The sequence below is a fragment of the Marinobacter sediminum genome (assembly GCF_016820575.1).
In the GTDB taxonomy this organism is placed as follows: domain Bacteria; phylum Pseudomonadota; class Gammaproteobacteria; order Pseudomonadales; family Oleiphilaceae; genus Marinobacter; species Marinobacter sediminum.
Genome location: NZ_JAEMQH010000002.1, coordinates 589,965 through 602,843, shown reverse-complemented (window position 1 = coordinate 602,843; position 12,879 = coordinate 589,965). Strand labels below are relative to the sequence as shown.

Here is a 12,879-nt window from a genome sequence, read left to right as displayed (position 1 = left end):
AGGAGGATGAACAGGGTTAACAATCGGCTCAGTATGACTTGCTTCTAACTGGGTTAGAGACCTTTTATCCGTGCTCTACCCTGACAACCTTTCACCACCGGAGTATAAGAGAGGAACAATGAACAAGAATCCGGACTGGTGGCGTGGCGCCGTCATCTACCAAGTTTATCCACGGAGTTTCTTCGATTCCAACGGCGACGGAATTGGCGACCTGCCTGGGATCACCGCAAAGCTGGACTACATTGCCGGTCTGAATGTGGATGCGATCTGGCTGTCACCGTTTTTTACCTCGCCCATGAAGGATTTCGGTTACGACGTTGCCGACTACCGGGACGTTGACCCTATCTTTGGCACTCTGGCGGACTTCGATGAGCTGGTATCAAAGGCCCACGACCGCGGCCTGAAGATCATGATTGACCAGGTGCTCAGCCACTCCTCGGACCAGCACACCTGGTTCAAGGAAAGCCGAGCCAACCGCACTAACGACAAAGCCGACTGGTACGTGTGGGCCGACCCCAAGCCCGATGGGACGCCACCCAACAACTGGCTGTCGGTATTCGGTGGTTCGGCCTGGGCCTGGGACAGCCGGCGCAAGCAGTACTACCTGCACAACTTTCTCACCAGCCAGCCGGATCTGAACTTCCACAACGAGGAAGTCCAGAACCAGGCACTGTCTGACGTTAAATTCTGGCTGGAACGGGGCGTTGACGGTTTCCGCCTGGACGCAGTCAATTTCTGCTTCCACGATCCCAAGCTTCGGGACAACCCGGCCAGCAATGCCATCGCTGAGGGTTCGATAGGTGTGCGCAAGGAAAACCCTTACGCCTACCAGTTCCACAAGTACGACAAGACCCAGCCCGAGAACCTGGCCTTCCTGCAGCGCCTGCGTGCCCTGCTTGATGAATACCCGGGAACCACGACGGTTGGTGAAATTGGCGATGACAACTCGCTGCAGACCATGGCCGACTACACCCGTGACGGCGACAAGCTGCACATGGCCTACTCATTCGATCTGCTGACCGAAGAGCACGGCTCCGAGTTCTTTCACAGAACCGTCAGCACCATCGAAGACAAACTGACCGATGGCTGGCCCTGCTGGGCTATTGGCAACCACGACGTCACCCGGGTAGCCACCCGCTGGCAGGCCAAATCCGATCAACAGTTGAAAGCCTACATGGCCATGCTGCTGACCCTGCGCGGCAGCGTCTGCCTGTACCAGGGCGAGGAATTGGGACTCACCGAGGCCGAACTGCAGTACGAAGACCTGGTCGATCCCTACGGCATCAACTTCTGGCCGGAGTACAAAGGCCGGGACGGATGTCGCACGCCGATGGTCTGGGATCATCAGAAGACTAACGGTGGCTTCTCAGATACACCGCCTTGGCTGCCTGTTTATGATGAGCACTACAGCGCCGCTGTGGATGTGCAGGACGGGAAGGACAAGTCAATGCTGTCCGCGTACCGGGCATTTCTCGGGTGGCGGAAAGATCAGAGCGTGGTGCTAAAGGGCGATATTGAATTCCTCGAAAGCCCCAAGGACACCCTTGTCTACACCCGCAGCCTGGACGGCGAGCGACTCCTGATCGCATTGAACCTGAGCGACAACGCCACCCGCATTACCCTGCCGGCAGAAGGCACGCCAGTGTCAGAGACGCCGGACTTTGTCGGCGGTCAGTGGCAAGGATCCAACCTGAACCTGGAGCCTTGGGGCGTTGAAATCGCCAGGCTCTGAGACACATAAGACCAAACAAGAAGATTCCAGTTATGGCCAGCGTCACTTTACGTAATATCTGCAAAAGCTATGACGAAGCCCAGGTCACCCGAGATGTGAACCTGGACATTCAGGACGGTGAATTCGTGGTATTTGTCGGCCCCTCGGGCTGCGGCAAGTCCACGTTGCTGCGCATGATTGCCGGACTTGAGGAGATCACCTCCGGCGACATGTACATCGGTAACGATCGAGTCAATGATCTCCCACCCAAAGAGCGGGAAGTGGGTATGGTGTTTCAGTCCTATGCGCTCTACCCGCACATGGACGTGGCCGAGAACATGGCCTTTGGCCTGAAGCTTGCCAAAACCCAGAAGTCCGAAATCGATCGCCGGGTTCAGGACGCAGCAAACCTGCTGCAGCTCGACAAGCTCTTGGCCCGCAAGCCCAAGGACCTGTCCGGCGGCCAGCGCCAGCGCGTGGCCATCGGCCGCACCATCGTGCGCGAGCCGGAAGTGTTCCTGTTCGACGAACCACTGTCGAACCTGGATGCCTCGCTGCGGGTGCAGATGCGCATCGAGATTTCCAAGCTGCACAAGCGCCTGGGCGCCACCATGATTTACGTCACCCACGACCAGGTAGAAGCCATGACCATGGCCGACAAGATCGTGGCCCTCGACAACGGCGCCATCGCCCAGGTCGGCCGGCCCATGGAACTCTACCACTACCCGGCCACCCGCTTTGTCGCCGGCTTTATTGGCTCGCCCAAGATGAACTTCATCGATTGCGTGGTGGAGGCTGCCAGCAGCCAGAGCGTGACCGTTGTGCTGGCCGGCAACCACTGCCTGGAACTGCCGGTTAATGGTGGCGATCTGTCCGTTGGCGAGCAGGTGACGCTGGGTATCCGTCCGGAACACCTGCTGGAAAACCAGGAGGCCGACATGTACGTCAAAGGCGAGGTACACGTGGTTGAGCGCCTGGGCTACCAGACGCTGGTGCATTTGGAACTGGAAAACGTTGAAGGTGTGCAGACGATGCGTACCGACGGCAGCAATCCGATTCAGGAAGGCGCTACCATGACCCTGGGACTCAATGGCAGCAAGTGTCACCTGTTCCGGGCCGATGGGTCAGCCTGCCCTCGCCTGTACCAGGAACCTTGCATCGAGTTCTGAGTCGGTAACAAGTGTAATCAAGGGGGTCAAGGCTCCCTTTTTTCATGCCTGATTAAATGGCGGCCATGGTGAAGCGGGTAATAATGGTCAAAGTCATAAAAGGTCCTATTTCCGCTAAACTAGAACTTTTATCACGGTTTTGCTGGAAAAGAGTTCACGACGAGCAACTGTAATGCGAGGATCCACCAAGATCGAAGAGCTCTAGCGGCTTGAGCCGGTAGTATTTGTCTTCCGAAACGTTCGATTGCTCGGCGTACGGCTGCGTCATGACCTCCTGCAGTTCTCTCAATAAAGCGTAGTTCCCCTCTGCGGCTTGCTGATAGGCAGGCACAACGAACCATTCTCTTAGACTGTACTTCGGGTTAACCCCTTTCATCTGATGAGACAACTCTTCACGGGAGCAAGGTCGAGTGCACGATTTCCATTTTTTGAGCCATTCTGACCAGCGCTTGTCCAGCCCTTCTGGATCTGCAGCATAGGTTCGCCCCTCGTAGAAGCTTTTCTTGAGTTCCTCAACGTCGTCGGGCACCGACGAGAGTTCCCGGAAGAACACGGTGTAATCGACGGGTGTTTGCATCATCAGCGTTGCTAACTCACTGAACAATTCTGCATCAAAGGCGTCAAGGCCAAGTTTGGCCGCCCACATTTTCTCCATTTCCTCTTGCATCACCTGCGGGAAGTTACCTTGAATCTCGTCGAGTTGACGCAGGCAGCCCGGATGCGCCGCCAACAGCGGCCGCAGGGCGGTACAAAACGAGTAGAAGTTGCGATCGGCTGCCGCCGGTTGGTTAAGGAATGCGTAGTGATGCCCGCCGCCTGTCCACGGCTGGTACTGCGGATCAAATACATCGCAGAATCCAAAGGGGCCATAGTCGAGCGTATAACCGCCGGCTGCGCAGTTGTCACTGTTGAAGTTGCCCTGGCAATACCCAACACGGACCCAGTTCGCCACAAGCGACGTTAGTCGGCGGCGAAACGCATGTGCCAGCATCACCACTTTTTCTGGGGTGGCCAATGTCTGATCGATAACCTCGTTGTACTCCCGATCAATCAGGTGCAAGACAATTTTCTCGAGCTCCTCCATCGCCTGCGGGTGTTCCTGCTTTCGGGCACGGCGACTAAAGAGCTCAAGCTGCCCTACCCGAATGAACGACGGCGCAACGCGGGTCGATATGGCAACCGGCTCAGATACAAGAACATCGGGATCCGTTGATCGTGAGCCTTTCGAGTACCATGGACGCCTGACCTTCTCGGTTGTCGACACGTACAAACTCAGCGACCGTGACGTCGGCACACCCAGAGCGTGCATATGCTCCTGCGCCAGGAACTCCCGAACACTGGACCGCAGAACTGCCCGGCCGTCTCCTCCGCGGCAGTAGGGTGTCCGCCCTCCTCCCTTCAGCTGCATTTCCCAGCGCTGGTTATTGGCTACAACTTCAAGCACCGAAATGGCGCGACCGTCGCCATAACCATTGCCGGTTTGAAACGGGCATTGGCGTGTGTACTCGTTGCCGTAAATTGAAAGCGCGTAGCCACAAGCCCACCCGGCTTTTCGAATGGGTTCCGGAACAAGCGATAGGTCTCCAGAGAACATGCGGGCAAAGTCGTCCGACTGAGCCAGACTGTCGGCGAAGCCCAGTTCATTAAACAGCGTTTTCCCATGCGCAACGTATTCAGGATTTTCGATGGGCGTGGGTTTGACCGGAACATAGTGACCCGAAAAAACCTGTCTTGGCGCGTGTTCAGCCCCGTCTTCTCTCCCGTGAGGGTCGCAGTTGAGTTGGTCCATGAACGAATAGTCGGCCAACCTGGCAAGATCGTCTATGGTCCCGACCATCGTGGACATATCCCGTGGCATTCGCTTTTGCATAGGGGCTCCTGAAGCGTGAGTTTGATGATGAGCGGATAAACAGACGAAGTGACCTGATCAAAGAGGTCTGAGTATGACAAGGGTCGCAAAGCGAACACTTAGGTTAGGTATCCGTTGAGGCGAAGGTATGCTTTGCCTATATGTTCAAACCCAGCTTACAGAAACAAGGTGCCGTATATAACCTGACTGCCAGGTCTTGGTTTTTATCGACTCTTTGCATCGAAGGGCGTTCCATATGCTTGCCCTAAAAGTTTCCTAGAGGTTTTGATTAAAATTATTCATTTACGAATTCAAAATCACTTGTTCATCTTCGCCAAGCCTCGCTCAAGGGCTTTCGCCAACTCTGCGCCATCCTTGATTGCCGGCGAAAACGCTACATATAGAGGCTCCGAGTTGACTAATCCCGCGTAACGCAATGGGTTGTCCTGGTTTCTCGATTGAAAGTGATAATTCAGGACTTCCTTTTCGGCTATAATGACATCAAGGCGGCCAAGATGAAGCATTTTTACCAGTCTCCCCAAAGCTCGATTACCCCTGAGAATAACCACGCGAGATTCATCATCCCGATTACCCTCAATGTAATCCTCATAAAGTCCACCATACGAGTAGTCTTGGATAACCCCAATGCGAACCTCTTCCAACGATTCAAGACCCTGATATTTCCAATCCTTGTTGGGCAACGTGAAGGCGCTATGGAGAGCAGTTTGAAGCGGTTTGCGAGCATAATGAAAATTTGGCGTTTCGTCAGGCCCTGCACCAACAATGGCGTCGTAACGACCGACACCAACGTCGTTTATTGCCCGACTCCAAGGTATCTCCGAATAACTAACCTCATAGCCTTCCAGCTCTAGCGCGGTTGCCGCCCTTTCAACCAATAAGCCGCGGCCTTTCGGGTGGTCACTACAATTGAACGGACACCAGTAATCTGCGACAAACGTTATTGTTCGCTCCTGTGCTAACCCTTCTCCAGTTAATAAAAAAAATAAACTGGCTACAAATGCACGTGGAATCATTCTAAAGCCTTGGTTAAAAATCAATTTTAGCGGCGCTCCACAATTCGCCTTGCCCATTTCCAGGACCTCAATAGTCGCAACTGGATTTGCTTCGGTCGCACAGGTTTCGATTGTTTTTATTATGGCATGTGGAGACCAATCAAGCTTCCTTTGAAATGTTCACCTTTGTTTATGAGAGGACTGAGGGGCGGCCAAAACTTACAGCTCACGCCGCCAAAACCTGGCTGCTTCGGCCACAGTATGATGACAAACTCTCTGAAGGAAGAAAAAAGCCCGGTCAGTGGGGGGGATAAATCTGACCGGGTCGCGAAAAATCACTCTGGAAGACGCCGTTGTCGCGGAGAGACCGGGCGGAATCTTCCGCCCGGCCTAGGAGGATTCTGGATCGAACGTGAGGGCCGGCCTTGGCGGCTCAGCCCTTCACCCCGCCGGCCGTCAGGCCGCCGACGATCCACTTCTGGCAGTACAGGAAGATGATGGTGATCGGCAGCCCCGAGAGCACCGCCGCGGCGGCAAAATCGCCCCACAGGTAGTTCTGCTCGTACAGGTACTGTTGCGCCCCCACGGCCAGTGTCAGCTTATCGGTGTCCACCAGCAGCACCGAGGCCATGGGGTATTCCATGATGGTCATGATAAAGGCCAGGATGAACACCACCACCAGAATCGGCACCGACAGCGGCAGCAGGATGTAGCGGAATGCCTGCCAGGTAGTGGCACCATCAACAATGGCAGCCTCTTCCAGGGACCGATCGATGGAGTCGAAATAGCCCTTGATGGTCCAGATGTGCAGCGCCATGCCGCCCAGGGACGCGACGATTACCGCGCCGTGGGTGTTCAGGCCGAGCCAGCTGACGTGGTTGCCAATCTGGTCAAACAACGCGTACAACGCCACCAGCGACAGCACCGGCGGGAACATCTGGAAGATCAGCATGGATTTCAGCACCGCGCCTTTGCCGGCGAAGCGCATGCGCGCGAAGGCATAGGCACTGGTGGTGGACAGCGCCAAGATCAGCACCGATGACACCACGGCCACTTTGATTGAGTTCCACAACCACAGCAACACCGGGAACGGTGGCTGGGTGGTGATGCCGTCTTCGCCGGTATACGGCAGGCCAAGCGCCAAGTACCAGTGCTCCAGGGAGGGGTTTTCGGGCAGCAGGCTGCCCGAGGCAAAGTTACCACTGCGGAAGGAGATGGAAATCACCATCAGCAGCGGGAACAGAACGATCGCGATGAAGGCCAGCATGCCAAGATGAGAAGCCAGCACGCGATACTTGGTTGAGCGGGGTTGAACCATCGCCATGGGAAGCTCCTATACCTTGATCTTGGACAGTTTAAGATTGACCAGCGACAGCGCGCCCACCACCAGGAAGATGGCAGTGGCAATGGCGGCAGCCAGACCAAAGTTCTGTCCGGAATCCTGGAACGCAATCCGATAGGTGTAGCTCACAAGCAGGTCGGTGGTTCCGGCCGGCGTGCTTGCACCAATAATGTCGGGTGCCCCACCGGTCAGCAATGCGATCAGGACAAAGTTATTGAAGTTGAATGCAAAACTGGCAATCAGCAGAGGCATCAACGGCTTGATGATCAACGGCAACGTGATGTTGAACAGATTGCTAATTGGGCCGGCGCCATCCATCGCGGAGGCCTCGTACAGATCCCTGGGGATGGCCTGCAACAGCCCCATGCACAGCAGCATCATGTAGGGGTAGCCGAGCCAGGTATTCACAGTCAGGATCATGGTTCGCGCCAGTGCCGGATCGCTGAACCAGTCCGGGCGCAACCCGAACAGGCCTTCCAGTACCAGATTGATTTCACCAAAGTTCTGGTTGAACAGACCCTTGAACACCAGGATCGAAATGAACGCCGGTACCGCGTACGGCAGGATCAGCATGGTGCGGTAGAAGCCTTTGCCCCGGATCTGGTCCCACTGCAGCAGGTTCGCCAGCAGCAGGCCTAGCGCCAGTGTGAAGATCACGGTGGCTACGGCAAAGGACAGAGTCCAGACAAAGATCTGGAAAAAAGGACCACGGATGGTCGGATCGCTGACCACCTTGAGGTAATTGTCCCACCCGATATTGACGGTCCAGCCTGGCGACAGGGTCTCGCCATCGGCACTGCGGTAAAAACCGGTCTCGTGATCCGGGAAATAGGTTGTTCCGCTTTGATTGTCTGTCAGGCTGCCATTGTCGTGCTGACTGAATTGTGGATGAATCGCCGCGAAGGAGCGCAAGCTGGCCCGACTGAGTTCACGCCCGTCTTCGGTGATCAAAGTGACCTGCGCCAGCAACTCACGCAGCTGAATGATGTCGCGAATGCCCAGAGCCTCGCCTCGGGGCTGGCCCGACAGCGGCAGCACCGGCGCTGTAGTTTCGCCGGCCTCCAGCTCCATGGGTGCCGAGGTCAGATTCTGGTGTTTGCCCTTCAGGTGAACGATGTAACCGGCATTGGTCTTGAAGAGCTCGTAGTCATAGCGAACCGCTTCGGACTGGTAGGTTCGGCTCAGCAGGTTTTCCTGTACTTGTCCAAAACTTAGCAGGTTACTGGCACTGTAGTTGGTGAAACCAATGCCAATGGTGTACATCAGCGGGAAGATTACGAACAGGCCCATGCCGGCGATCGCCGGAAAGATATACCGGTGCGCGTAGAGTTTGCGGTTGAAGAACACCATCACCGCAGAGGCTGTAAGCACCAAGAACAGCATGGCGAATACGAACTCGCGCTGGGCGTACAAGGCCAGGATCAGGTAGAGCGACATGCCAACCAAGGTGGCAAGGGCGCCCCACTTCAAAAATGCTCGAAACATGAAGTATCTGCTTTCGATTCCGGGGGAGGACAGGGTTTCCGTTATCATTGTAGTCAGCCCGTAGGTTGCCACCGTTTCAGGGGGGCGGTGGCAGATTGTCGTCCATGGGTGTACTCGTGCGGTTACGGGCAGCGGTCCCTGCTGCCCGAACGGCCCACCGGTATTACCGGGTGATGCGCTGGGCCGCCGCGTTCAAGGCATCTTCGACAGGCTGTCGGCCAGAGGTGATGTTCTGCAGAGCCGGCCCCATGGATGACCAGAAGGCTCCCATGGCGGGAACGTTAGGCATGGGTTCACCCAGCTGAGCATTCTCGAACGTCGCCTTGATGTTCGGGTTTGACGACAGTTCGTCCATGAATTCCTTGTTGGCGACAGCGCCCAGTGGAACGTCGTCATTCACCATTTTCAGGCCTTTGACCGACAGGGCGTAGTTCTCCAGGAACTCAACCGCCAGATCCTTGTTGGGGCTGGCTGAGTTCAGTGTCGCCGCCATGACGCCGACCATCGGCTTGCTGGGCTGACCATCAACAGTCGGCAGCGTGGTTACACCAAAGTTGATGCCGCTCTTCTCCAGGTTTCCCCACGCCCAAGGACCGTTGATTATCATCGCGGTCTCGCCCTTGTTAAAGCTCGACTCCATGGCGCTGTAATCGGCGCCACGGGGCATAACGCCCTCCTCGATCAACGTGGTCAGCGCTTGTGCGCCCTTGACCGCGCCTTCGGTGTTCACCCCGGTGTCCTTCACATTTACGGAGCCGTCATCCGCCTCGGCGAATATGTAGCCGCCGGCAGCTGCCAGCATGGGCCAGGTGAAGTAGGTGTTGTTGTAGTCCCAAAGAATCGCCTTCTTGCCATTTTTCGCCAGTTTCTTGTGCACCTCGGGAATGTCCTCGAACGCGCTTGGTGGTTCCAGCAGCAGGTCTTTGTTGTAGATCAGGCCAATCGATTCAACAGCCATGGGGTAGCCGTACTTCTTACCGTCGACGGTGACGGCATCCCAGGTGAAACCGTAGTTGGCATCAACCACTTTGCTGGAAGGCTTGATCTCGGAAATGATGCCGCTCTGAGCCCACTCGCCAAAACGGTCATGGGCCCAGATAAAGATGTCGGGACCATTGCCGGTAGCGGCGGACTGCTGGAATTTGTCGGTGGCATTGTCAGGGTGGGCAACCTCAACCGGAATGCCGGTTTCCTGGGTAAACCAGTCCCCCACTTCCTGCAGGCCATCGTAGCCCTTGTCACCGTTGATCCATACCAGCAGCTTGCCGGATTCGATTTCGGCGTGGGCCGGCGCGGACAGGCCAACGGTGGCGGCAACAATGGAAGCGGCGAGAGTACTGCGAATAAAGAGTCGACGATTCATCAGGTGTTTCCTCTGTTTGTTCTTACCTTATTCTTGTTTTCCGGCCGTTTTAGAGGTTGTCGGGGCCGGGCTGAACGCAAATCACGCTTTTGCGAGTCTTTGCACTGTGTTGCAACCGGGTGAAATAAGCATCCCCCCTTATTTCATTCCCCGAGGCGTAGCGTGGGGGAGTAGAAAGGCGTAGAGATCTCCGTCTACCACCCCGGTTCCGACTCTGCTTTCATGTCATGCACTAAAACCATCATCCCGACCGGAGCTGACACCATGAAACCCTGCGTCACCCCACTGTCTTTCTCGACCGGCATGGCCGCTGCGCTGCTGATCACCGGCTGTGCGACCGATTATTCGCAGCGCCCCCACGCCGCAGCTGTGGCAGGTCCGCCAGGTGCCGTCCCGACAGACATGTTCTGCGAGGCCAGTACCAGCGAGATCAGTATCCCGGTCGGTAACACCTTTGCCGAGGGCGAGCAGGTTCGCGACTTTTACAGCGGCCGTATGGCCAGGGTTCAGAATGGCCAGGTCACCCTGAAGCCGGCAGACGGGGCTGAAGGCCTGGTTTTGTTGGAGCCGGCAGAAGATAGCATTGGCCAGTTCAAATGGGCAGGTGCCACTGTCTATTTCGCGGTAACAGACCGTTTTGCCAATGGCCGCACGGATAACGATCTGAATTACGGCCGCCAGCGCGACGGCAAAGACGAGATTGGCACCTTCCACGGCGGCGACCGGGGCGATTTCCGCCATTATGGCTACCACGGCTACTACGCCCTCGATTTCACCGTGCCCGACGCCAACTTTGGCACCCGGGAAGAATTTCGCACGCTGGTCGACGAGGCCCACAAGCGGGACATCCGCGTGGTCATGGACGTGGTGATGAACCACCCCGGCTACAGCACCCTGCAGGACATGCAAACGTTCGGTTTTGGCTCACTGTATAACGGCTTCGAGAAGCATTTGCCTGACCAATGGGGCCAATGGCAGCCTGAGTCCTGGGAGAACAACCACGCCTACCATGCCTTCATCGATTACGACCACAGCGACTGGCGCCACTGGTGGGGTAAGGACTGGGTCAGAGCCGGTATCGCCGACTATGACACCCCGCCGAACGCCTCGATTGATGCCCAGCGCGGCTCCCTCGCGTTCCTGCCCGATTTCAAAACCGAGTCCGACCAGGCCGTGAACCTGCCACTATTCCTGCAAAACAAGTCGTCATCCCGGGCCGAAGCCATGGCTGACGCTACTGTGCGTGACTACCTCGTCAGCTGGCTGACCAGCTGGGTTAGAGACTTTGGCGTAGACGGGTTCCGAGTCGACACTGCCAAGCATGTTGAACCCGAGGCCTGGAACGAACTCAAGCAACAGGCCCAGCAGGCGCTGAACGATTACCGGGCGGCCAACCCGGATGCCGCCCTGCCCGCCGAGGAGTTCTGGATGGTGGCCGAAGTGTTCCCGCACTCGGTTCGCCGCAGTGGCTACTTTGACGCTGGCTTCGATGCCGTGATTAACTTCGACCTACAAGAAGAGGCCAGAGCCGGCGCCAAGTGCCTGGCCGCCATGGAATCGGTCTATCAGGACTACGCCAGCAGAATGCATGGCGAGACTCCGTTCAACGTGTTGAGCTACATCTCATCCCATGACACCAACCTGTTCAGCCGCATTGCAGGCGATGATCCGGTGTTGCAGAAACGGGCTGCCGCGGCTCTGTTGCTGACACCTGGTGCGGTACAGATTTTCTACGGTGACGAGACCGGACGCCCTTTCGGAGCAACGGGCTCGGACCCGCACCAGGGCACCCGGTCGGACATGAACTGGGCCGACCTTGAGCAGCCAGAGACAGCAAACATCCTGGGTCACTGGCAGGCCCTCGGACAATTCAGGGACCGCCACCCCGCTGTTGGCGCCGGTACTCACAAGCTGATCAGCCAGCAACCCTACACCTTCTCAAGAACCCACGGGGACGACCGAATCATCGTCGCCTTCGCAAGGAAATAGCACTGATGACAGACTCAACCGATTATCTGGCTCATACGCCACTGATCCTCGGCATGATGCGGCTGCATGATCACACCGAGCTGACCAACCCCGCCAACCTCGCCAACTGGATCAACGCGAGGCTGGACCAGGGCCTGAACGTGTTCGACCACGCTGACATTTATGGCGATACCGAGTGTGAGCGGATTTTCGGCGAGGCGCTGGCCGCCGATCCGAGCCTGCGCCAGAAGGTGCGGATCATCACCAAAACCGGCATCGTTCATGGGCATCAGGACGAAAGTCGGTGGAAGACGAAGCACTACCGCGCGGAGGCAGGCTACATTGCCAATGCCATTGATCGCGCTCTGACGCGTCTGCAGGTGGAGCAAATCGATACTTTCCTGATTCATAGGCCGGATCCGCTGATGCAGGCAGATGCCACCATGGCGGCGCTGGAAAGAGCGGTCGAGGCGGGCAAAATCCGGCAAATCGGTGTATCCAACTTCCTGCCGGAGCAGTGGCGCTGGCTCCAGCACAACTGCAAACTGCCGCTGGTGTGCAACCAGAGCGAGCTGTCGCTGAGCCATACCAAGGCGTTGTTCGACGGCACCATGGAGGCGCATCTGAAAGATGAACTGCGCTGGCTGGCATGGTCACCGCTGGGCGGCGGCGCACTGGCCAATGCCCTTCCGCAGGAACTGCTGGAGGCAGCGAAAGAGGAAACCGGCCTGTGCGAAACCGGCTTGGCCATTGCCTGGCTGCGGCAACTGCCAGGTTCGCCGATCCCGGTTCTGGGGTCTATGCGCGAATCTCGCATTCGGGCAGCCCAGGCCGGCGCCCAGAGCGTGCTGCCAAGGTCGCTCTGGTTTGCACTGCTGGAGGCCGTCCGCGGCCATCGCGTGGCCTGACGGGCAACACAACGGCGTCAATTGCCGACACAAAAAAGCCCGGCCACTTTACAGTGGGCCGGGCTTTTTTC

9 protein-coding genes are annotated in these 12,879 nt (G+C 57.0%); 4 read left to right on the top strand and 5 right to left on the bottom strand.

Features of this window, described 5'->3' with window-relative positions; genetic code table 11:
* The first annotated feature begins 118 nt into the window (after positions 1-118).
* Both FGO67_RS09600 and malK read left to right on the top strand, forming a co-directional pair.
* A complete protein-coding gene (locus FGO67_RS09600) occupies positions 119-1,732 on the top strand; it encodes an alpha-glucosidase family protein (RefSeq protein WP_203300493.1) in 1,614 nt (537 codons plus the stop codon).
* A gap of 32 nt (positions 1,733-1,764) precedes the next feature.
* Complete coding sequence (malK, locus tag FGO67_RS09595; protein ID WP_203300492.1) at positions 1,765-2,880, top strand: maltose/maltodextrin ABC transporter ATP-binding protein MalK; 1,116 nt, start codon at positions 1,765-1,767, stop codon at positions 2,878-2,880.
* Between the two features lie 154 nt (positions 2,881-3,034).
* Here the strand turns inward: malK and FGO67_RS09590 are convergent, their stop codons facing one another.
* The 5 genes from FGO67_RS09590 to malE form a co-directional block, all read right to left on the bottom strand.
* On the bottom strand, positions 3,035-4,750 hold the full coding sequence (locus FGO67_RS09590) for a protein adenylyltransferase SelO (protein WP_203300491.1): 1,716 nt from the start codon (positions 4,748-4,750) through the stop codon (positions 3,035-3,037).
* Between the two features lie 296 nt (positions 4,751-5,046).
* Entirely contained in the window at positions 5,047-5,820 is a 774-nt protein-coding gene (locus FGO67_RS09585) for a substrate-binding periplasmic protein (protein WP_203300490.1), read from the bottom strand.
* A 355-nt stretch (positions 5,821-6,175) separates the two neighbouring features.
* Positions 6,176-7,066: a maltose ABC transporter permease MalG gene (malG, locus tag FGO67_RS09580; RefSeq protein WP_203300489.1), complete on the bottom strand. Its 891-nt coding sequence runs from the start codon at positions 7,064-7,066 to the stop codon at positions 6,176-6,178.
* A 9-nt stretch (positions 7,067-7,075) separates the two neighbouring features.
* Entirely contained in the window at positions 7,076-8,569 is a 1,494-nt protein-coding gene (malF, locus tag FGO67_RS09575) for a maltose ABC transporter permease MalF (protein ID WP_203300488.1), read from the bottom strand.
* A 163-nt stretch (positions 8,570-8,732) separates the two neighbouring features.
* On the bottom strand, positions 8,733-9,932 hold the full coding sequence (gene malE, locus FGO67_RS09570; RefSeq protein WP_203300487.1) for a maltose/maltodextrin ABC transporter substrate-binding protein MalE: 1,200 nt from the start codon (positions 9,930-9,932) through the stop codon (positions 8,733-8,735).
* 264 nt (positions 9,933-10,196) lie between these two features.
* Between malE and FGO67_RS09565 the strand changes: the two genes are divergently transcribed.
* Together FGO67_RS09565 and FGO67_RS09560 are read left to right on the top strand one after the other, a co-directional pair.
* Positions 10,197-11,921, top strand: a complete 1,725-nt coding sequence (locus tag FGO67_RS09565) for an alpha-amylase (RefSeq protein ID WP_238942320.1) — start codon at positions 10,197-10,199, stop codon at positions 11,919-11,921.
* Positions 11,922-11,926: 5 nt separating this feature from the next.
* Positions 11,927-12,808, top strand: a complete 882-nt coding sequence (locus FGO67_RS09560; protein ID WP_238942319.1) for an aldo/keto reductase — start codon at positions 11,927-11,929, stop codon at positions 12,806-12,808.
* Positions 12,809-12,879: the final 71 nt, after the last annotated feature.

Bases quoted from the DNA above. Each gene is read 5' to 3' on its own strand.
- FGO67_RS09565 (WP_238942320.1), top strand. From the start codon at position 10,197: ATGAAACCCTGCGTCACCCCACTGTCTTTCTCGACCGGCATGGCCGCT.
- malF (WP_203300488.1), bottom strand. From the start codon at position 8,569: ATGTTTCGAGCATTTTTGAAGTGGGGCGCCCTTGCCACCTTGGTTGGC.
- malK (WP_203300492.1), top strand. From the start codon at position 1,765: ATGGCCAGCGTCACTTTACGTAATATCTGCAAAAGCTATGACGAAGCC.
- FGO67_RS09585 (WP_203300490.1), bottom strand. From the start codon at position 5,820: ATGGGCAAGGCGAATTGTGGAGCGCCGCTAAAATTGATTTTTAACCAA.
- FGO67_RS09600 (WP_203300493.1), top strand. From the start codon at position 119: ATGAACAAGAATCCGGACTGGTGGCGTGGCGCCGTCATCTACCAAGTT.
- FGO67_RS09590 (WP_203300491.1), bottom strand. From the start codon at position 4,750: ATGCAAAAGCGAATGCCACGGGATATGTCCACGATGGTCGGGACCATA.
- FGO67_RS09560 (WP_238942319.1), top strand. From the start codon at position 11,927: ATGACAGACTCAACCGATTATCTGGCTCATACGCCACTGATCCTCGGC.
- malG (WP_203300489.1), bottom strand. From the start codon at position 7,066: ATGGCGATGGTTCAACCCCGCTCAACCAAGTATCGCGTGCTGGCTTCT.
- malE (WP_203300487.1), bottom strand. From the start codon at position 9,932: ATGAATCGTCGACTCTTTATTCGCAGTACTCTCGCCGCTTCCATTGTT.